Below are 20771 nucleotides of genomic sequence, written 5' to 3' on the forward strand. Positions count from 1 at the left end.
TTACCGGCAAAATACCGCATTATAAAGATATAAAGTATAAAGTCATCTCTTTTGATACCTTGCAATATTTTAAATTTTGTACCGAAATAGTTTTATTGATTTTTTACTTTTTTGTAACAGTTCGAATGATAAATACTTAATAAAATCATAGCAATTCCTGCTGCAGTATGCAAAGCGGAAAATTTTTTGATATAAAAAGCCGTAGTGCCAAGCGTCATTAGACTGATACTCAAAGCAATTTTTACAACTTTTTGTTCAGTCTTTTTTCTTTTATTATGTTTTTTTAAATTATTTGTTTGCAAATTTTACACCTTTAATTGAATTAAGTAACGTAACAATAGTAGTTCCATTATGCAAAAAAGCCGTCAGTATAGGCGAAAAAAAACCGAAACCGGCTCCAAATAAAATAACTGAATTTGCCAAAAGTGTTACGTTAAAATTTCTATTTATAAGTTTCATAGTATCATTTGATAATTTTTTAGCTTCATATATGGCATTTAAATCATCTTTTAAAAGAGCAATATCGGCACTTGCTTTTGCTATATGAGCACCTGTTTGCATACTTATACCTACATCCGCTTTTATAAGACTTGGAGCGTCATTTATTCCGTCACCTATATATGCTATTTTTTTACCATCTTTTTTTAGCATATCTAAAATATCTGCTTTTTGAGTTGGCAGCATATCACTGTAAAATTTGTCAATTCCAAGTTCATTTGCTATCAATTCCGCTTTTCGGAAAGTGTCGCCGGTTAACATTATTATCTCTTTTACACCGATTTTCTTAAGATTTGATATTGTCTGTTTGCAATTATCTCTGATTTTATCGCTTAGAGCAATTATTCCTATCAGTTTATTGTCATAAGCTATGTATAAAATAGCTAAATTTTGTGATATTTTATCGTTTATTTCATTTTTATAATTGCTAAAATCTATTTTTTCATCATCTTCCAAAAAATGGCGACTACCTATTATAAGTTGTTTTTTATTGATAGTAGTTTTTACGCCATGAGATACGATAAATTCAACTTCATCATGATGAATATGTATAAAACCTCTTTTATTTGCCGCTTCCACTATAGCTTTTGCAATCGGATGAAAATAGTGTTCTTCAGCGCTTGCGGCTAAATTTAAAAGATCTGTTTGGCTTATATTTGAATCGAAAGATTTTATATGGACTATTTCCAGTTTTCCGCCTGTCAGAGTTCCTGTTTTATCAAATACAAATGTATCAGCTTGTGATAAAATTTCTAATGATTTCGCACCTTTGATTAAAATTCCGTTTTTTCCGGCCTTACTTATGCTTGATTTAAAAGCTGTCGGCGTCGGAAGTTTTAAAGCACACGAATAATCAGCCTGTAAAACACTTGCCAGCGCGTTCGGCTTAAAAAGATAGCTTATAAAAGCAAAAGATAAAGTTACAGGAATTAATTTATCAGCCAAATGCGAAGCTTTAAGCCCTGTTTGTGATTTTTCCTGAAGCGAGCTTTGCATATATTTTTTTATTTTTGATAGAGCCGTGTCTTGTCCTACATATTCAGCCCAAATTTTAATATTTCCATTTTCTACAACGGAACCGCTTATTATAGAATCGGAATATTTTTTTTCTACAATATCGGATTCGCCTGTCATGCTTGCTTGATTTACATATGCTTTGCCTTCTACGATATGTCCATCCACAGGAACTATATCGCCGCTTCCTACAACCACTATATCGCCTGCTTTTAATTCATCGGCTTCTATTTGAACTAAATTTTCTTTTCCATTTAAATTTTTAATAATCCATGCATTTTTTATGGTCGGTTTAGCAAGTTCTTTGATAAGATCGTCGCTTTTATTTACCATACTTTCTTCCATAAATTCGCCAAATCCTATTAATACATTTGTGCCGTTTGCAGCTAAATAATCTTTTCTGTATAAAGAGATAAAAATTGCAAGTCCTTCTAAAACTCTTGATGTCACACCTTTGTTTATAAGCTCTTTTGAAGCACTTATAAGAATCGGCAAACTTGCAGTTACGGTAATAAATTTTACCAATGGATTTGATTTTACGATTATATTAAAAAATAAAGATAAAAATGAAATAACCATAGTTGTATTTGATAAATTCTGTTCTTTTGCTTCGAAATTCGGTTTCAGACAGATTTTTAAACTTGTTTCTTTTTCTTCTATTAAATTTAAAAATTCAATAAATTTTTTTATATTAAAAGATTCATTAAATTTTATTGTCAAAGTAGAAATTTTCAGGTTAAAAAAACTGTCTGTTATACCGTCGAATTTATCAATTTGCTGTAAAAAAAAGAGCGGATCGATTTTTTTAGAAATGTAATGAATTCTAAATCTGGCTCTTTTTTTACTTAAATGGATTAATTTTATCATTGAATATCTTCTAGCTCGGCTTTTGCATCTTCAAATCGCTCTTTCATCTCTTCAAAACCGACATTAAGCATATTTTGTAATTTTGCAAAAATTCCGAAAAGCGTCTTTTGCGCATTTTCATTTGTAAGCAGATATGTCATACCGGCGCCAATCGCAATACCTTTCAATAATTCGCCTTTATTAGTGCCTAAAAAATCACCGCCAAATATGGAGTTTAAAAGAGAATTTTTACTGTTAAAATTTAGATTTTTTTCCGTATTTCGGTTATTTTGCATAGATTTTTCTATATAACTTTTAATACATTCAAACTCTTCTTTTCCTATTTTTTCTACTATTTCATCTATTTTTTGATTGCTCATTTTTTTCCTTTTTATTAAAAATGTTTTCTATCATTGTAACGGCGCACACGCCGATTCCAATACACATTAAAGCATTCGCGTATTCTTTGTTTGCTATATTGTTTGAAGCGCTGATAGCAAAAGATGCGCCTAAACCACCTTGAAGTGCCGTTTTTACAATATTTCCAGGATTTTGTTTTTTATTTGTCACAAGCACACTTAAAATAGCGCCACTTATAAAATGATCAAGCGGTTTTCTTGTGTTTGTTAAAAACATTACTCAACTTCTTTCTTTTGTGTTCCGGAACTTCTTTTCTTTTTTACCTCTTTTTTTATCGTTTTTTCCTCTTTGATTTCATCTTTCTGTTTTGCATCTTTATCATATTTTTCAGCTTGACTATCACTTTTTTCATCATTTTTTAATTTTTCGTTTAAAAAATTTTTAGTTTTGTCATAACTGCTTGCGCAAAAATCTTTAGCCTTGTCAAAATTTTCGCAAATTTCAAGCTTTTCACAAATTTTATCTCTTTTGTTGAAAGCAACTACAGCCAAACTGCCGATAGCAATGCCTGCTAAAAATGGTAATGGAAATGCCATTTAAATCTCCTTTAAAAAATTTTGTTTATTTAAAAAATTTAACAATTTATCTGTATTTTTTTGATCTAAAAAATCATTCCATAGCTCTTTTGAAAAAATTTCATTATCATAAAGCACAGTTATGGAACCTATCAGTAAATTTAATTTTAAATCAATTATGCCGTCTATTTTTTTGACACAATTTATAAAATTTTCTAAATCAAAAGTATTGTCAATTTCTTTGATTTTCGGATCTATTCTCATTCTGATTCTGCCGTTTGTATGTGAAACTTTAGTAAAAAATTTTGCAAATTCTAAAATATGCGGCGCAATATCTTTCAAAATAAAAACCTTTATAAAAAAATTTCGATATTTTAACATTTTAAAACTGATATAATAATTAATATCAATATTGTTTTGTTAAAAATAAAGCAATTATTTTTAGTATCAATACAATCTAATCTATATTTATTCTGTCTGATAATAAAAAGAGTGTGAGTTCAGATATAATATAAAAAAGATGATAAAGAGATTTATATCATATTTTTTTAAAATCGATAGTAGAAAATCCACTTATATTGAGCCGATATTTTAAATTTAAGAATTTAGTACGTTATTTTTTGTTTAGTAAAAATTCAAGCATAATGATATTTTTCTAACTTTTGTATAAATAATAAAAAGAAAGAATAGTACAAAAATATTTAAAAATTTAAACGGTAAATTTTTGTCTATTTTTTAGCTTTTTTATAAAAAATAGAGCATAAAAATGATAATAAAATAAAACCGAAACCAAGCGTGCCTGTTAAAATTTCACTGATTTGCATTTGCGTTTTAAGAAGCATTATCACAGCAAGAGCGAATATCGCATAATGTGCGCCGTGCTCTAAAAATATAAAATGTTCAAGCGTTTTATGCTCCACAAGATACAACGTCATACTTCTTACAAACATCGCACCGCTGCCAAGTCCTATCATAATTATAAAAATATTTTCACTAAGAGCGAATGCGCCGATTACGCCGTCAAAACTGAAACTTGCATCAAGCATTTCCAAATATAAAAATCCGACAATTCCATTTCTAATGCCGTTTTTGCTGAAAACATCATCAAAATTTTGTATAAGATTGTATAAAATTATCGCTGAAAAATATGCCAGAATAAGACTGATATCACCACTTTGATATATTATAAAAACGCCTAGAATTAAAGCAAGAGTCAAAGAAATATTGTTAAATTTTTTAAAAAATTCAGTTATTATATTTTTTTCAAACGGTTTTATCCAAAAAACATCGCGTTCTTTATCAAAAAAAAAGTTTAAAAAAATCATCATCAAAAATCCGCCACCAAAAATATAAATTTCATTTTTACTTTCACTTAAAATTTCATGGTAAAGATCCGGATCTTTCAATGCAAGCATAAAAGTTTCCGTTAAACCGTGTTTTGTGGCAATCGAAACAATTAAAATCGGAAAAATAAGGCGCATACCGAAAACCGCGATAAAAATTCCCCACGTAATAAAGCGGCGTTGCCAAATTTTACTCATATTATTTAAAATTTTGGCATTCACAACCGCATTATCGAAACTTAAACTTACTTCAAGTACTGTAAGTAAAAAACAGATATAAACGGCTGCAAACGAGCCTATAAAAAATGCTATCAGAAGTCCTAAAAAAGTTATGACAAATGATAAATAGAAGTATTTCATAAAAGCCTTATTTTTTAAAATTTCGCACGAATTTTAACATAAAGACGCCAAAAATCGGCGCCTTTTTTTAAAAAAATTTAAATGTTCACGGTTTACGGTTCTACCTGAAAAACGGAAAATTTTCCTTGCTCTAAAGAGTTGGCTACGGTATAATCTTGATATAATTTTTGACAAATTCTATCATATTGATCAAGCGATTTTTTTACAATAATATCCAATCCTGAAATTTCAATTTCCAAACATTTTTTATTATTTGTAATTAGGTATTTTTCATCTTCCAAAGGTACGTTTGTCATGTCGGACAAATTATTTGCAAATTGTGCTTGAGATGTATAATAAGCACTTACATCACCGAGCAAAGTCATTAAATTTGTAGCTGTTCTTTGAATTTCCGCGTCATCTCTTGTCGCGAATATACCTAAAATTCCGCCATATTGTTTAAGTGAAATTTTATCATTTATCAAAATATCGATTTTTTGCGGATCGTAAGCAAATTTTAAACTTAGTTTATCGGAATTACGCACGAAAAATTCAGAATTTTCAATATCGTTCAACGTAGATAATTCCGTGGCGGTTAAATAAGGAGACAAGAATGTTTTAATATCAGGAATAGCGTTGAATTCGCCTTTTAAAGCAAAATTAGGCGCTATTTTATTTATAAAATCTTCTTCATTATTCACATCAATATCTTTTAAATCTTTTAAAGACATCATGAGGTTGAAATTTAATGAATTATTGGCAGAATTTTCAACAGAAAAGTTATCGATATTCATCTCTAAACCTTTGCCAAATGCATTAAATATTTTATTTAGCGCATTTTTATCATCCAAAAAGTCGACATGTTCGCTAGCTTCAATAAATTTTCCAACTAAATTTTTATCAGCCTTTATGCTGACAGCAAGGTTGGCATTTTTTAGCACATTGTTAAAAATCGAAATTTCACCGATTTTTAAATTTTCTTTAGCGGCCATCATATCACCGTCGTTGTTGCTATGGGCATTATCTGTAATATTTGCTAATTTTACACTGCCGCCGATACCTGAAATTTCAGCGCTTTTGATTTTCAGCTCGCTGTTATAATTTATATCAATTAAACTCTTTATATCGCTAAAATCAACAGCTTTGTCATAAGAAATATTTGTGTTTATATCATCTATTATGATTTTTATTTGATCTATAAGTGAAAAATTGCCAAGTTTTATAGCTACATCTTTGATTTTGCCGTCATTGTCGTTTGTGCTTAAAATTTCCAAATTTTTTGTGCTAAATCCTTCAAAATTGGCATTTTCAAATTTTAAAGCTGTTTTTGTATCGCTTAAATTTTTAATTATATTTACGTTTAGAAATTCATCGGTGCCAAATATTTGTTTAAGTATTACAGCATATTCCGGAGTTAAAATTTTAATTTTGCCGTTGCTTTCAAAACCGCCTGCAAGACCGAGTGGAGAATGTTTTATATCGTAAGTATAACGAAAAGATATGTCATAAGGCACGATATCTTGATCTTCGTCAAATTCTTCTAAAATTTCAGCTCTGTCGTTTGCTGAAATACTGAATAAAGCCGTGTTGAGATATTTTCTGATATAATTTTTCGCTTGTGCTTTTGAAATTACACCTTCCAAAACACCGCTTGTATTGAACAATCCGCTTTTTATTTCGTTTTTGCTTGTGCTGAAATTTTCATTGTTACTTACAAAATCACTGATATTGTTTTTCACACTATTTGAAATGTAATAAAAACTACATAAAACTACCAAAATTATAATAACCAAAATAGAAATAATTTTTTTCATTTTGCCTCCAAAAAATTTTTAGTATTGTATAAAATTTAGCCTTAAAAAGTATGTAATTATTTTGTTTTTTAATTTTTTCATAAAAATTTATGCATTTAAACGGATTTTCATTAAAAATTTGAAAAATATGACGGAATGTGAAGCTGTTTGCACCTTGCCGATTATTAAAATTTATAAAATTTCTTTTTTTGCATTTACGAAAAAAATCTACTGAAGTGATAATCAAATTTTCATTGTTGCTAAATAAAATTTGCATCAATTATTACTTACAGCTTCAAATTTTAAAAAATCGGTATAAGTCAAAAAATTTATGACAAACTGATTTTAGAAATTTTACGGCAGAGAGCGAAGCTGAAGATAGTCTAAAACTAATTAAATAGTTAAGAAATAAATAAATTTTAAAATGTTTTTGTAATTGATATAAATTAAAATAACACTTTAATCGCATTTTAGCGTAAAAATTAAGACCGCAATTCCTGTTTTGTTTTTTAAAAAACATTAGCAAAATATAAGTGAATAAATACTTTTTATACGATAATTTAATAACGATGAATTTTTATAATTGTTATAAATCCATCAATAAAACATAAAATTACAAAAATTTCAAACTTATAACTTGGCTTCGAACAAATAATTAACATTCGGCATTTTTACAAAAAAAGACGAAAAGTTTAATTATTTGGATTATTTTAAGAATAATACGGTTCGGAATTTTACGGATATAAAAATTTACAGAAATTAAATATACTTGAATACCAAATGTTGATGATTTGGAAATTGGCTTAAAAAATAGTTTTATATTGAAAAGTTAATGATAGTTTTGATTTTATTGCAGAAAAACAGATATTGAATAAAAAATTTGCTAATATTTTAGCACAAATATAATGTAAAAATACAAAGGCGAAGTTTTATAAAATTCACTATTGTAGTAATATCGGTGGAGTTGTGGGACTTTAAAATACCGATGATTTATAATGGATAGTATTTTTGGAAACTAATTGCTAAAAACAGTAAAAGTTCAATTGATGGAATATATATTTTAAATGTTGCGATATAAAATACGATATATAGGCAGGGATGTAGTATAGTGCAAGCAAAAGCACTTTTTAATATTGTTTTATAAGGTGCGGAAAATCGCACCTTAAATTTTTATACTTTTAGAAGTTCTTCTTCTTTGTTTTTTACTGCTTCATCAATTTTTTCTATGAAATTATCGGTGATTTTTTGCACTTCGTCGTAAGCTTTTTTTGCTTCATCTTCGCTTATACTTTTGTCTTTTTCCAGTTTTTTAACTCCGTCATTTGCGTCTTTGCGAATATTTCTTATGCTTACTTTTGCTTTTTCACCCATAGCTTTTGCTTTTTTTGCATTTTCTTTTCTTTGCTCGGTTGTCATCGGTGGAAAAAACAGTTTTACACTTTCGCCGTCATTTGTCGGATTTACACCTATGTTGGCAGCAGCAATTGCGCTTTCTATACCTTTTAACATACTTTTTTCCCAAGGTGTAACTGAAATCGTGGTTGCATCAGTTGCAAGAACGGTGGCTACTTGATTTAACGGAGTTTGATTGTCATAATAATCAACAAAAATATTTTCAAGGATTTTAACGCTGACTTTTCCTGTTCTTAGTGTTGAAAAGTCTCGTTTTAAAGCATTGAGAGCCTTATTACAATCTGATTTTTGAGCGTCATAAACTGAGTTTAGCATAATTTTCCTTTGTAAAAATTTTATAAATTATATCATAAAATTTAAAGTGCATTTTGCATTTTAAATTATTTTGCATCAGGCACAAGCGGAACAAAAGGCTCACTTTTGTTTTGATCTTCTTTTATTTCAAGTGCGCCTGTATCTACGTTATCAAGAACAGAACTTTTTGAATCTTTAGTGTAGTAATATCCCAAAGCAAGCGTATTTAATACAAACAAAATTCCCATAACAGCCGTAAATTTCGCTAAAAATCCGGCCGGTCCTTTTGCACCGAACAAACTTTCATTGCTTCCGCTATAAGCTCCAAGTCCTATTGATGTACTTTTTTGGAGTAAAACGGCTACAGTAATAACCAGTGTAAAAATAACCTGCAAAACTAAAAATAGTGTTGTCACAATAAACCCTTTTTTAAAAATAAACGGTAATAATAGCCAAAATTTAATAAATTTTGGCTAAATTTTAGCAAATTTTAAGTGAAGTATTTTGCCGGAAAGCCGGACAAAATAAATTATTCTCTATTTAAAAATCCGAGAATATTTAAAAGCGAAATAAAAAGATTAAAAATATCCAAATATAAACTGACAGCTGCCATTATAGGCGATGTATAATTACCGCGAATTATATTTTGTGTATCAAATAAAATATAACCGCAAAATACAAAAGCTGCAATAGCGGAAACAATTATGTGTATTAATGGACTAGAAAAAAAGAAATAGTTCAAAAGCGAAACAACAATAATTGCTAATAATGCAAAAAATAAAACTTTTCCCCATGAACTGAAATCTGTTTTTGTATTCATCGCATAAACGCTAAGTCCGCCGAATATAATCGCTGTCATCAAAAATGCTTGTGTAACTATATTACCGGCGCCTGCACCTATATAAAAATTTAAAATCGGTCCAAGCGAAAGACCTGTAATAAATGTAAATGCGAACAAAAGCACAAGCGCAATTGTATTGCTTCCGCTTTTTGTTGCGAATTGCATACCGAAAATCAACGCAATTTCAACTACAAGAAATAAAATCGGACTTGAAATACTAAAAAAATTCATACCGACAAAAGCTCCCGCTGTAGCTGCTATAAGTGAAGCCGTTAAGAGTTGATATGTTTGTTTGATAAGCGAACTGATTCGTCCGGCATATCTTTCTTCGCCTAAAATTTCACTATTTGCATAGTTATTATTTTGAGCATAATTTTTGTCATAAAGACTCATTTTTTCTCCTTAAAAAATTTTTGCGGCAAGTTTATCGAAATTTGGTAAATGAAATTTTATTTTGCCAGATTTATTGTATCGATTAGCTCTATTGCGTGCAAATTAAAATCATTTGCTATTGCTTTTTGAAATATAGGAGCGATTTCATCTATAAGACCATCTCCACTACCGAAAAATTGCTCTTCGCCGTAATTTTTTTCATTTGAACTGATATTTTTATTGTAAATCAGTTTTTGATTCTTAAAAATTTTAAGATTCAGATTGTAATTTACATAAGGTTTAGCGCTGACGTCGATTCCATCAGGGCTGTAAAATCCATAAGTGAAATTTGTAATCTTGGGCATTATGATAAGATTATTTGAATTAAGCACATCTTGATTCGTAGTTTCGCTGATATTTGTCAGATAATTTTTAAAAAATCTTGCACTTGCACCGCTTGCAAATTTTCCAAGATTTATATCAAGACTTTTATCGTTTCCCAAATGCGAACTTGGCGCGATGTTTTGATTCAAAAAATCTTCACTGTCAACATATATAAATGTTTTTTGAAGTGTTTTATCAATTTGCAAACTGTTATCAACAGGCGCGATTTCAGTATTTTGATTATAAATTGCTTCACTGGTGCAGCCGCATAAAAGCAGGCCGATAATTAAAATGTATAAAAATTTCATAAAACTTCCTAAAAATTTGAAAAGCGGCGCATTTTGCGCCACTTGATTATTTACAACAGCACTCACATTCTTCTTTCGGATGAACTTCATTTATATAAAATTTAACCGAATTAAGTCCTTCTTTTTTAGCCCAAGTAAAAGCATCGCTTACAAATTTCCAGTTTATATTTTCATAAAATTTTTCCAAATATTCCGCTCTTGCATTTTGGAAGTCTAAATAATAAGCGTGTTCCCAAACATCAACAACCAGAAGTGGAACTTTGTTATCTATAAACGGAGTTTCAGCGTTGCTTGTTTGAACGATTTCAAGTTTGTTATTTGTCAGATTATATACAAGCCAACACCAGCCTGAACCGAAAAGCCCTGTAGCTGTAGCTAAAAATTTACTTCTAAAATCATCAAAATTTTCATCCAAAGCCGATTTGAATTCGTCGCTCATTTTGCTTTTTTCAGCAATACAGTCCCAATAAAAATCGTGATTGTAAACTTGTGCGGCTTGATTAAAAAGAGCACCTTTAGCTTTGTTTATGATATCAAAAAGATTTGCATTTTTAAACTCGCTGTCGTTTATCAAATTGTTAAGTTTTGTAACATAACCTTGATGATGCTTTCCGTAATGAAATTTACAAGTTTCCTCGCTGATTATAGCATTTTTTGAAGCCTCAAAAGGCAAAGTTCGTAATTTAAACATTTTTTCTCCTTATTAAATAAAATTTTATAAAATTATATAGTCAAAAATTAACTAAAGATTAAACATTTTCGATAAATTTCATTTTCAGAATTTTAAGAATCAGAAATTATATACATTTAAATTTAATCATATTATATTTCCAAATTTCTTTTAATTTCTCTCCCTCCATACAATTTTTAATTTCCCTTTAAGCTCTTTTTTGTATAATTACATTTCGCTTTTGCAAAAAAAGCAAGTTATTTAATTTATCATTGTTAAAAGTCACAATCAAGTTTTAATAAATAAAACAATTTTACAGGAACTTGTTAAAGCTTTAAGCGGTTGATTTTAAAGCAAGTTATAAAATTCATTTGTTATCCGAATTTTATGATAAAGATTAAAAAACGGACATATAAAGTTTTAAACTTATTTATATGTTTTTAATCTCTTTCCGTCTTAATCAAATGCTTAAATATTATAAATTATTTATCTTTAACAAGGAAGTGATGCAAATTAGAATATAAAATATTAAAATTCTAAAACAATATATAGTTTAAAAGATTTAAATCTTTATAAACTAAAAAGGTAAGCTACTAAGAGCAAATGGTGGATGCCTTGGTTGGTAGAGGCGATGAAGGACGTACTAGACTGCGATAAGCTATGAGGAGCTGTCAAGAAGCTTTGATTCATAGATTTCCGAATGGGGCAACCCGGTATATAGTGATATATACCACCTGATATGGAGCGAACTTGGGGAACTGAAACATCTTAGTACCCAAAGGAAAAGAAATCAATTGAGATTATGCAAGTAGCGGCGAGCGAACGCGTAAGAGGGCAAACCACTAGTTTACTAGTGGGGTTATAGGACTGCATAAAAGAATAAAAACGGATAATAGAACAATTTGGAAAAGTTGAGCATAGAGGGTGATACTCCCGTATATGAAATCCCTTTTTTACTTAGCGGTATCCTGAGTAAGACGAGTCACGTGAAATCTTGTCTGAATTCGGGTCGACCACGATCCAACCCTAAATACTACTACCAAACCGATAGCGAACAAGTACCGTGAGGGAAAGGTGAAAAGAACTGAGGTGATCAGAGTGAAATAGAATCTGAAACCATTTGCTTACAATCATTCAGAGCCCTATGATTTATCAGGGTGATGGACTGCCTTTTGCATAATGAGCCTGCGAGTTGTGGTGTCCGGCAAGGTTAAGTAAACACGGAGCCGTAGCGAAAGCGAGTCTTAATAGGGCGTTTAGTCGGATGCTGCAGACCCGAAACGATGTGATCTATCCATGAGCAGATTGAAACCGGTGTAAGAACCGGCGGAGGATCGAACAGACGGCCATTGAAACGGCTCCTGATGACTTGTGGATAGGGGTGAAAGGCCAATCAAACATCGTGATAGCTGGTTCTCTTCGAAATATATCGAGGTATAGCGTTGTGTCGTAATTATAAGGGGTAGAGCACTGAATGGGCTAGGGCATACACCAATGTACCAACCCCTATCAAACTCCGAATACTTATAATGTAATCACAGCAGTCAGGCGGCGAGTGATAAAATCCGTCGTCGAAAGGGGAACAACCCAGACTACCGACTAAGGTCCCTAAATCTTATTTAAGTGGAAAACGATGTGAAGTTACTTAAACAACCAGGAGGTTGGCTTAGAAGCAGCCATCCTTTAAAGATAGCGTAATAGCTCACTGGTCTAGTGATTTTGCGCGGAAAATATAACGGGGCTAAAATAAGTACCGAAGTCGTAGATTTACACAATAGTGTAAGTGGTAGAAGAGCGTTGTATTTAGCATTGAAGGCGTACCGGTAAGGAGCGCTGGAGCATATACAAGTGAGCATGCAGGCATGAGTAGCGATAATTAATGTAAGAATCATTAACGCCGAAAACCCAAGGTTTCCTACGCGATGCTCGTCATCGTAGGGTTAGTCGGGTCCTAAGCAAAGTCCGAAAGGGGTATGCGATGGAAAATCGGTTAATATTCCGATACCAACATTATTGTGCGATGGAAGGACGCTTAAAGTTAATGGGGCTAAGTGATGGAATACTTAGTCTAAGGATGTAGGTTAAGTTGTAGGCAAATCCGCAACTTTTTATCCGAGATCTAAAAGGCTTACAAAACTCTTCGGAGTAGCGTAAGAACCCATGATACTATCGAGCCGAGAAAAGTTTCTAAGTTTAGATAATGTTGCCCGTACCGTAAACCGACACAGGTGGGTGGGATGAGTATTCTAAGGCGCGTGGAAGAACTCTCTTTAAGGAACTCTGCAAAATAGCACCGTATCTTCGGTATAAGGTGTGCCTAACTTTGTGAAAGATTTACTCTATAAGCAAAGAAGGTTACAACAAAGAGTCCCTCCCGACTGTTTACCATAAACACAGCACTCTGCTAACACGTAAGTGGATGTATAGGGTGTGACGCCTGCCCGGTGCTCGAAGGTTAATTGATGATGTCAGGAGTAATCCAAAGCATTTGATCGAAGCCCGAGTAAACGGCGGCCGTAACTATAACGGTCCTAAGGTAGCGAAATTCCTTGTCGGTTAAATACCGACCTGCATGAATGGCGTAACGAGATGGGAGCTGTCTCAAAGAGGGATCCAGTGAAATTGTAGTGGAGGTGAAAATTCCTCCTACCCGCGGCAAGACGGAAAGACCCCGTGGACCTTTACTACAGCTTGACACTGCTACTTGGATAAAGATGCGCAGGATAGGTGGTAGGCTTTGATCTATAGACTCCGGTTTATAGTGAGCCATTGGTGAGATACCACTCTTCTTTATTCGATTAGCTAACTAGCATAAGTTATCCTTATGTAGGACAATGTCTGGTGGGTAGTTTGACTGGGGCGGTCGCCTCCCAAATAATAACGGAGGCTTACAAAGGTTGGTTCATAGCGGTTGGAAATCGCTAGTAGAGTATAAAGGTATAAACCAGCTTAACTGCGAGACATACAGGTCGAGCAGAGACGAAAGTCGGTCTTAGTGATCCGGTGGTTCTGTGTGGAAGGGCCATCGCTCAAAGGATAAAAGGTACCCCGGGGATAACAGGCTGATCTCCCCCAAGAGCTCACATCGACGGGGAGGTTTGGCACCTCGATGTCGGCTCATCGCATCCTGGGGCTGGAGCAGGTCCCAAGGGTATGGCTGTTCGCCATTTAAAGCGGTACGCGAGCTGGGTTCAGAACGTCGTGAGACAGTTCGGTCCCTATCTGCCGTGGGCGTAAGAAGATTGAGGAGAGTTGACCCTAGTACGAGAGGACCGGGTCGAACTGACCACTGGTGTATGGGTTGTTCTGCCAAGAGCATAGCCCAGTAGCTAAGCCGGGATGTGATAAGAGCTGAAAGCATCTAAGCTCGAAGCCGACTCCAAGATTAATCTTCTTTTAAGAGCTCTTATAGACTATAAGTTTGATAGGCCGGGTGTGTAATTGATGTAAGTCATTTAGCTGACCGGTACTAATAGCTCGTTTGCTTATCTTATTAAGCATCACTTCCTTGTTAAGGATAAAAAACAATAACAATAAATCAAAACAATTGTTTAATTATTAAAACAGCGAATGGACTTTTAACAATATAAAAAGCAGTGTTTAATAAGAGAATTTAAAAAGATTAAAATAATTAATAAACAGTAAAAAGCAATATAAAAACAGAATTCTTTTATTTAACATTGCTCCGTGACTATACAGATATGGAAACGCCTTGCTCCATTTCGAACCAAGAAGCTAAGCATATCGTGGCTGATGATACTCTGTGTTACTCGCAGTTGGAAAGTAGGTCGTTGCGGAGTGTGTTAATACTAAAAATCCGAATATTAGTAAATAGCTTCTTCCGATACATTTATTTCATTGAAAATAATTAAAATTTTAAAGATATTTAAATCCCTTATGGCCTTAATGAATTTTTGCTTTTCTTATTGTATTTGTTAGTGATATTCCTTAATTTATACAAGATTAAAAGTAATACTTCTAAAATAGCATTGCAATTCAGGTAACGGTGTCAGGTTTTTAAAATTTTATATCTTTTATCTTTTTTTATTTTCGTAAACGTTTCAGTAGAAAATAAAATATCGTATTTTATTTTTAATTTATATCTTTTATTTGTTTATTATCACAATAAAACGTATTTAACAAATAGACTTTATAAATTAATATTAATCTATTTTAATCTGATAATAGAATTATAAAGATTTTATTTAAACTCTCTTTTCCGATAATAAAATATATTAAATTTTTAAAAGGATAAATATAAAATATTTAAAAACCGCTATAATTTTTTACATTGTAAAATATAAATTTAAGAAGCCATGCTTTATAACTGAAATGGTTAATGTTAAAAATATGTAGTGAAATATTAAAATATGAATATATTATCCGTATAAAAGCAATATGAAATAAAGCTGTTTTATCTCCAATACAAGATTATAATTTATATTATAAAACTTATAATAATTCAAATAATACTCACAATGTATAATAAAATTATAAAGCCGTGTAAATAAAAAATAAAAAACACCAAAGAAAAAACATAAAAACGTATATACAAAATAAGTAATCGATCAACAAAATAAAGCGGATAAAAAGCAGTTAAAGTAAAATATGAAGTTTAATAAAAAAATAATCAAAGATGTAATTTAAACAAATAACAACGGATAATTATTTATTATGTAATTTGCTATGTTTTTAATTAGTAAAGCGGTATTTATTATTTAAAATAGATTAAAATTTATGTAATTATAGTGAAGTTTTATAAAAATTATACACTTTTATTTAAATATAATAAAAATTAATGAATTATAGTCAAAAACATTAAAATATTGTTTTATGTAATTAAAGGTAAAATTTTAACATTAATTTGTTTAATTATATAAGAAGTCCAATTTGTAAATTTAAAATGATATATAAATAAATTTAGCTGCAAATAACTATTATTTTATACGACATGAAAAATTGTATGAAAGTGGATTATTGATGATGAAACTGCAGAAAAGATAGTGAGCCGGACAGATTTAAAGGAAAATGTAAAAAGATTTAAAATTTAGCAAAATTTTATTTTACTAAATAATTTTTATATGATGGGAAATCAAAATTTAAAATTAATTAATTACTTTTAAAAAATTTTCTTTCTAAAAATAACTACAAAAATGAGTACAACAAAAAGCCAGACGGACATTAAAAAATACATATTTTTATATCCTAGAAATTGTGAAATTATTCCGGATATTATCATTCCTATAAAAATTCCACTATCAAATCCTACAAAAAATGTAGCATTCGCAGCTGCTAAATTGGAAGATCTTTTAATTGCCATAGTTTGAAAGCTTGCAATCAAAGCACCGCTTCCTAATGCGTAAAATAGAGCTGAGACAATTATAAATTTTTCGTCCCACGCATTACATAAAAATAAAAATGATACACAAAGTCCTAAAAATCCTATCATACTAATGCCGAAAAAGCCTTTTTTATCAACCGCAAATCCAAAAAGCGGTCTTAAAATTATTAAAGCGAGAGCTGCAACCGCAAAGAAAATGCCTATGTTTGAGACATTTATCTCTTTTGCAAAAAGCACGATAAATGAAATTATGCCGCCATAAGCGCTATTTGCGCAAAGCATCAAAAAAGCCGGTATCAGAGCATTTTTTTCTAAAAATAGACTTTTTGCATCACTGTGTCGTTTTATATCGTGCATAAAAAATGATATCACAATCGCTGCAAGAATAGATGCCGATGAACTCAAAACCACCGCATTAAAACCGAAATGTTTATAAATTTCAATTGCTAAAATCGGCGCCAGCATCATTGTAAGACTTGGAGCAATGCTAAAAAAGCCGATTCCGCTTCCTAAATGTTTTTTCGGGATAATATCCGTTGCGATTGTATTGCAAGCCGTATTGGATGCGCCCCAGCCCATTCCATGAACAAATCTTAAAATCAAAAATAGCCATAACGGAAGCGTGAAAAAATAACAAAGTGTAGCTATAAAAAAAATTGCTGTAAAAAAATAAAAAGTACCAAAACGGCTGAATATACCTAAAAGTTTGCCGCTAAATGGGCGCGCGAAAATTGCAGCCAGTGTAAAAGTCGCATTTATGATACCTATCATAAAATCGCTTGTATCAAAGCTTTTAAGGTATAGTGGCAAAACTTGAAGTAAAGAAGTAAAACTAAAAAACAGCAAAAACGTGCTTAACGTTAAAATTCCTAAATTTTGTTTCCAACTCATTAAAATGCGATTTGTTTAAATAACGCGATTAGGCACAAAATCAAACTCATCGGAACAAAGACAAATTTACCGATAAAATGCCAAATATTTCCGTAAATTTTATCGCTTCCTGTATTTATTTCTTCTAAAAGCTCTTTTTTAGGCAAAATCCAAAACCACGAAACAGCGCCTATAACTGCGCCGATTGGAATTATATATATAGAAACTAAATCCATCCAAGGTCCCCACGAGCTGATTTTCTCCATATTTACACCGATTCCGAAACTTATTACGCATAAAATAATAAGCATCATTGTGCGAGAAATTTGCGGAAATTTATGCATTACGCTTTCGGCTACAACTTCAAACATATTTTGAAGTGATGTAATTCCACCAAAAATTACGGCTGTAAATAGAATAATCGCAAAAATTTGACCTCCCGGCATATCTTGTAAAATTTTAGGCAAAGTCACAAAAAGAAGTCCAGGACCTCCTGCTTGTTTCATTCCATAAGCAAAAACAGCCGGAATTATAACTAGTGCTGCCACAAGTGCGGCAACCGTATCAAAAAAAGCCGTTTTCTTGGCGCTATCTATGATATCTTCATCTTTTGCAAGATAAGCGCCATATACAATCATTCCAGAACCAGTAATTGAAAGTGAGAAAAATGCTTGTCCCATTGCGCTTACCCATACCATAGGATCTTTAAGTTTGCTCCAATCGGCTGAAAACAAAAATTTATATCCTTCAAAGGCTCCATCAAGTGTAGCTACGCGAATTGCCAATATAAAAAATAGAATGAAAAATAGCGGCATCATAATTTTATTTGTTTTTTCTATACTTTTTGCACCGAAAAACAGTGTTAAAAGTGTGCCTACGATAATTATCAAATGATACCAGACAACCGAATAGTTTTCCTTTATAGCAAAATTCTCAAACCACGTCGAAGTATCCACGCTCATAAGAGAGCCTGTGAGCGCCTCAAAAAGCGCTTTAAAAACGTAGGCTATAATTACAGCATATCCTATTGCTATACAGATTGACCCTGCAAGCGGAAGCCAGCCTATAGCTTTGCCGATTTTATTTAAACCGCGACTTTTCCAAGCATATTCATAAGCGCCAAGAGTTCCGGTTTTTGCGCGTCTTCCGATAGCATATTCGGCCGATAAACCGCAAAAAGCAAAAATTGCTATAAAAAATATATAAATCAGCAAAAAAGCTCCGCCGCCATTTTGATGGACTTTATATGGGAAACCCCAAACATTTGCCATTCCAACGGCAGATCCAACGCAAGCTAATATAAACATCCAACGAGATGAAAAACTTTTATGGCTCATCTTATTCCTTCTTGTTTAAAATTTATAAAAAAATATAAATTTAAAAAATTTCATTTTGTAGTTTATTTAAAAATTTATCAAAAACATACAAAATTTATTTAATAAATCTCATCACCATTTAAAATTTCAATTAGACAAAATTTTTAAATTTTATAATTTATGTTGCGAAAACTTTGATTTAAAATCAAAATAGCGATCAAATTTAAAATTACAACAAATTTCAAAAAAATTTGCCACAATGTTTTAATTGCACTCTTGAATAGCTTCTTTTAGATTTATGACATATCCTTCGCTATCGGTTATTAAAATTCTATCGCAACAATCCAGTTTCGGCACGCTTTCGCAGTTGCCATCTTCGCATTTTTGCTCATATTTTCCGCTTTCTTTGCAATTTTTCCATATATATCTGTTTGCGCCGTTTTCATCCTGTATAACTTTATTCGGTGCGCCCCAAAGTGAAGTTATTGTGGTTATTTTATACATTCCGCTTTGTTCTTTTGTGGCATTATGCTCTTCAAACGATTGTGTAGCATTGTTTTCTACGGTTCCGGGGATATCGTTTTCTATCATTACAAAATCTCCGTTATCATCACTGTTTTGTTCTATTTGAGTCGTTTGATTATTTGTGTTTTGCGGCTTTATAGATCCTGGAACCGCAACATTTCTATCAACTTTAATTTTGTTGTTTGTATTGTCCGGTTTATTTAAGATATTCCAATTCGTGTAAGTACATCCTACGAATAAAAGGGCTAAAAATACCGTTAAAATGTTTTTTTTCATTTATTAAGCCTTTCTGCGATTTAAAAATTTGATTATAATATCAAAAAAATATTAAAAATTTGCTTTTGCAGTTATTTGTTATAAATAATTTTTAATAATTTTTTTCTTTTAAAGTATTTTTTATTTAAGTTTAGTTAAAATTCAGTTTACCTTATATAGAGAAGGAAAATTAGACGAAAGGATATTAAAATGAAAATCACAACGATTTTTTTAGGCTCAGCTTTAGTTACAAGCTCTCTTTTTGCGGCTGATAATTTAGCTAAAGCAGCTAAAGACGCGGGACTTATTGCACTTCCTACAAATCAAGCAGCTCTTGCTAAACTTGCGGAAGAGACAGCAATTGACGCAAAAGATTTTCCAAGCACACCTGAAAGAGTTGAACTTGGTAAAAAATTATTTTTTGAACCTTTGCTTTCAAAAAGTGGAATTATATCATGTAATACCTGTCACAATTTAGCTCGTGGCGGTGTAGATGGAATTCCTGCTTCTACAGGCCACAAATGGACACCAAACCCTCACCATGTAAATGCGCCTACCGTTTATAACTCGGTATTCAATACTGTTCAATTTTGGGATGGAAGAGCTGCTCACCTTGCAGCGCAAGCACAAGGTCCTATGACAGCTGATCCTGAAATGGCTTCGTCTCCTAAACTTGTTGAAGATAGAATAAACTCAATGCCGGGATATGTAGAAGAATTTAAAAAAGCTTGGGGCGATCAAAAAATAACATTTGAACTTATTACAGGAACAATTGGAATTTTTGAAAGAACTTTAAACACTCCTAGCAGATTTGATGAATTTTTGGCAGGCAAATCAGATGCTTTAAATGCTGAGGAAAAAGCAGGTCTAAAATTATTTATCGATAAGGGCTGTACAACTTGCCATATCGGCATAAATTTAGGCGGAACAATGCAACCGTTTGAAGTTGTTAAAAAATACAAATTCGCGAATGTAGGAGATTTCAAAGGCGATGCAAACGGCTTGGTTAAAACTCCTGTTTTAAGAAACGTAGAATTGACTGCTCCATATTTCCATAACGGTGCTATTTGGAAATTAACAGATGCGATAAAAGAAATGGGAAGTATTCAACTTGGTATAGATATTTCTGATAAAGATGCAAAAAGTATAGCTACTTTCTTTAAATCTTTGACAGGTAAAATGCCTGAGGTTGTTTATCCTATACTTCCTGCTCAAAGTGAATCTACGCCAATTCCTGCGCTTGATTACTAATCTTGTTTTCCCACATTTTGTGGGAAAACCTTTTTAACATTAAAATTTAAATTATTTGAAATGAGCTGATAGAATTTTATTCCCATTAAATTCTTACCACTTAAAATATTATTAAAATTTAGAATTTTAAAATAATAAATTTTAAAAATTAAATTTATTACCG

General features: G+C 31.6%; 17 protein-coding genes and 2 rRNA genes. 3 read left to right on the forward strand and 16 right to left on the reverse strand.

Annotation, left to right across the window (positions count from 1 at the left end; all coding sequences use genetic code 11):
• Positions 1-92: 92 nt before the first annotated feature.
• From CHAB381_RS01735 to CHAB381_RS01800, 13 genes are all read right to left on the reverse strand, one after another.
• A complete protein-coding gene (locus tag CHAB381_RS01735) occupies positions 93-302 on the reverse strand; it encodes a hypothetical protein (RefSeq protein ID WP_012108236.1) in 210 nt (69 codons plus the stop codon).
• A complete protein-coding gene (locus CHAB381_RS01740; protein ID WP_012108237.1) occupies positions 289-2379 on the reverse strand; it encodes a heavy metal translocating P-type ATPase in 2091 nt (696 codons plus the stop codon). The genes CHAB381_RS01735 and CHAB381_RS01740 overlap by 14 nt, the downstream gene beginning before the upstream one ends.
• On the reverse strand, positions 2376-2738 hold the full coding sequence (locus CHAB381_RS01745) for a hypothetical protein (protein WP_012108238.1): 363 nt from the start codon (positions 2736-2738) through the stop codon (positions 2376-2378). Before CHAB381_RS01745 ends, CHAB381_RS01740 begins: the two co-directional genes overlap by 4 nt.
• On the reverse strand, positions 2716-2994 hold the full coding sequence (locus CHAB381_RS01750) for a hypothetical protein (RefSeq protein WP_012108239.1): 279 nt from the start codon (positions 2992-2994) through the stop codon (positions 2716-2718). Before CHAB381_RS01750 ends, CHAB381_RS01745 begins: the two co-directional genes overlap by 23 nt.
• On the reverse strand, positions 2994-3314 hold the full coding sequence (locus CHAB381_RS01755) for a hypothetical protein (protein ID WP_012108240.1): 321 nt from the start codon (positions 3312-3314) through the stop codon (positions 2994-2996). The genes CHAB381_RS01750 and CHAB381_RS01755 overlap by 1 nt, the downstream gene beginning before the upstream one ends.
• Complete coding sequence (locus CHAB381_RS01760) at positions 3315-3635, reverse strand: HMA2 domain-containing protein (protein ID WP_012108241.1); 321 nt, start codon at positions 3633-3635, stop codon at positions 3315-3317.
• A 386-nt stretch (positions 3636-4021) separates the two neighbouring features.
• A complete protein-coding gene (locus CHAB381_RS01765) occupies positions 4022-4996 on the reverse strand; it encodes a DUF475 domain-containing protein (RefSeq protein WP_012108242.1) in 975 nt (324 codons plus the stop codon).
• A gap of 92 nt (positions 4997-5088) precedes the next feature.
• Positions 5089-6789, reverse strand: coding sequence for a YdgA family protein (locus CHAB381_RS01770; RefSeq protein ID WP_041570450.1), 1701 nt, complete (start codon positions 6787-6789; stop codon positions 5089-5091).
• Between the two features lie 1149 nt (positions 6790-7938).
• Positions 7939-8496, reverse strand: a complete 558-nt coding sequence (gene frr, locus CHAB381_RS01780) for a ribosome recycling factor (protein ID WP_012108245.1) — start codon at positions 8494-8496, stop codon at positions 7939-7941.
• Positions 8497-8561: 65 nt separating this feature from the next.
• Positions 8562-8891, reverse strand: a complete 330-nt coding sequence (secG, locus tag CHAB381_RS01785) for a preprotein translocase subunit SecG (RefSeq protein ID WP_012108246.1) — start codon at positions 8889-8891, stop codon at positions 8562-8564.
• A gap of 113 nt (positions 8892-9004) precedes the next feature.
• Complete coding sequence (locus CHAB381_RS01790) at positions 9005-9709, reverse strand: Bax inhibitor-1/YccA family protein (protein WP_012108247.1); 705 nt, start codon at positions 9707-9709, stop codon at positions 9005-9007.
• A 56-nt stretch (positions 9710-9765) separates the two neighbouring features.
• Complete coding sequence (locus CHAB381_RS01795) at positions 9766-10446, reverse strand: hypothetical protein (protein ID WP_012108248.1); 681 nt, start codon at positions 10444-10446, stop codon at positions 9766-9768.
• Positions 10427-11071 (reverse strand): superoxide dismutase, encoded by a 645-nt coding sequence (locus tag CHAB381_RS01800; protein ID WP_012108249.1) that lies wholly within the window; start codon positions 11069-11071, stop codon positions 10427-10429. The genes CHAB381_RS01795 and CHAB381_RS01800 overlap by 20 nt, the downstream gene beginning before the upstream one ends.
• Before the next feature lie 562 nt (positions 11072-11633).
• Between CHAB381_RS01800 and CHAB381_RS01805 the strand changes: the two genes are divergently transcribed.
• Both CHAB381_RS01805 and rrf read left to right on the forward strand, forming a co-directional pair.
• Positions 11634-14543 (forward strand): 23S ribosomal RNA (locus CHAB381_RS01805).
• A 190-nt stretch (positions 14544-14733) separates the two neighbouring features.
• A 5S ribosomal RNA gene (rrf, locus tag CHAB381_RS01810) occupies positions 14734-14850 on the forward strand.
• A gap of 1319 nt (positions 14851-16169) precedes the next feature.
• Here the strand turns inward: rrf and CHAB381_RS01815 are convergent.
• The 3 genes from CHAB381_RS01815 to CHAB381_RS01825 all read right to left on the reverse strand — a co-directional run bounded on the left by CHAB381_RS01815 (position 16170) and on the right by CHAB381_RS01825 (position 19378).
• Positions 16170-17282 (reverse strand): MFS transporter, encoded by a 1113-nt coding sequence (locus CHAB381_RS01815; protein WP_012108250.1) that lies wholly within the window; start codon positions 17280-17282, stop codon positions 16170-16172.
• A complete protein-coding gene (locus CHAB381_RS01820) occupies positions 17282-18598 on the reverse strand; it encodes a sodium-dependent transporter (RefSeq protein ID WP_012108251.1) in 1317 nt (438 codons plus the stop codon). The genes CHAB381_RS01815 and CHAB381_RS01820 overlap by 1 nt, the downstream gene beginning before the upstream one ends.
• A gap of 243 nt (positions 18599-18841) precedes the next feature.
• Positions 18842-19378 carry a hypothetical protein gene (locus CHAB381_RS01825; RefSeq protein ID WP_012108252.1) on the reverse strand — a complete coding sequence of 179 codons (537 nt, stop codon included), beginning with the start codon at positions 19376-19378 and terminating at the stop codon, positions 18842-18844.
• 189 nt (positions 19379-19567) lie between these two features.
• Between CHAB381_RS01825 and CHAB381_RS01830 the strand changes: the two genes are divergently transcribed.
• Positions 19568-20608 (forward strand): cytochrome-c peroxidase, encoded by a 1041-nt coding sequence (locus CHAB381_RS01830; RefSeq protein ID WP_012108253.1) that lies wholly within the window; start codon positions 19568-19570, stop codon positions 20606-20608.
• Positions 20609-20771 lie beyond the last annotated feature (163 nt).

It is taken from the genome of Campylobacter hominis ATCC BAA-381 (genome assembly GCF_000017585.1).
In the GTDB taxonomy this organism is placed as follows: Bacteria; Campylobacterota; Campylobacteria; order Campylobacterales; family Campylobacteraceae; genus Campylobacter_B; species Campylobacter_B hominis.

What these genes read in the sequence shown, in the direction of transcription:
- CHAB381_RS01765 (WP_012108242.1), bottom strand. Translation starts at nt 4,996, where the DNA reads ATGAAATACTTCTATTTATCATTTGTCATAACTTTTTTAGGACTTCTG.
- CHAB381_RS01815 (WP_012108250.1), bottom strand. Translation starts at nt 17,282, where the DNA reads ATGAGTTGGAAACAAAATTTAGGAATTTTAACGTTAAGCACGTTTTTG.
- CHAB381_RS01820 (WP_012108251.1), bottom strand. Translation starts at nt 18,598, where the DNA reads ATGAGCCATAAAAGTTTTTCATCTCGTTGGATGTTTATATTAGCTTGC.
- CHAB381_RS01755 (WP_012108240.1), bottom strand. Translation starts at nt 3,314, where the DNA reads ATGGCATTTCCATTACCATTTTTAGCAGGCATTGCTATCGGCAGTTTG.
- CHAB381_RS01740 (WP_012108237.1), bottom strand. Translation starts at nt 2,379, where the DNA reads ATGATAAAATTAATCCATTTAAGTAAAAAAAGAGCCAGATTTAGAATT.
- CHAB381_RS01750 (WP_012108239.1), bottom strand. Translation starts at nt 2,994, where the DNA reads ATGTTTTTAACAAACACAAGAAAACCGCTTGATCATTTTATAAGTGGC.
- CHAB381_RS01790 (WP_012108247.1), bottom strand. Translation starts at nt 9,709, where the DNA reads ATGAGTCTTTATGACAAAAATTATGCTCAAAATAATAACTATGCAAAT.
- CHAB381_RS01745 (WP_012108238.1), bottom strand. Translation starts at nt 2,738, where the DNA reads ATGAGCAATCAAAAAATAGATGAAATAGTAGAAAAAATAGGAAAAGAA.
- CHAB381_RS01770 (WP_041570450.1), bottom strand. Translation starts at nt 6,789, where the DNA reads ATGAAAAAAATTATTTCTATTTTGGTTATTATAATTTTGGTAGTTTTA.
- CHAB381_RS01800 (WP_012108249.1), bottom strand. Translation starts at nt 11,071, where the DNA reads ATGTTTAAATTACGAACTTTGCCTTTTGAGGCTTCAAAAAATGCTATA.
- frr (WP_012108245.1), bottom strand. Translation starts at nt 8,496, where the DNA reads ATGCTAAACTCAGTTTATGACGCTCAAAAATCAGATTGTAATAAGGCT.
- CHAB381_RS01830 (WP_012108253.1), top strand. Translation starts at nt 19,568, where the DNA reads ATGAAAATCACAACGATTTTTTTAGGCTCAGCTTTAGTTACAAGCTCT.
- CHAB381_RS01825 (WP_012108252.1), bottom strand. Translation starts at nt 19,378, where the DNA reads ATGAAAAAAAACATTTTAACGGTATTTTTAGCCCTTTTATTCGTAGGA.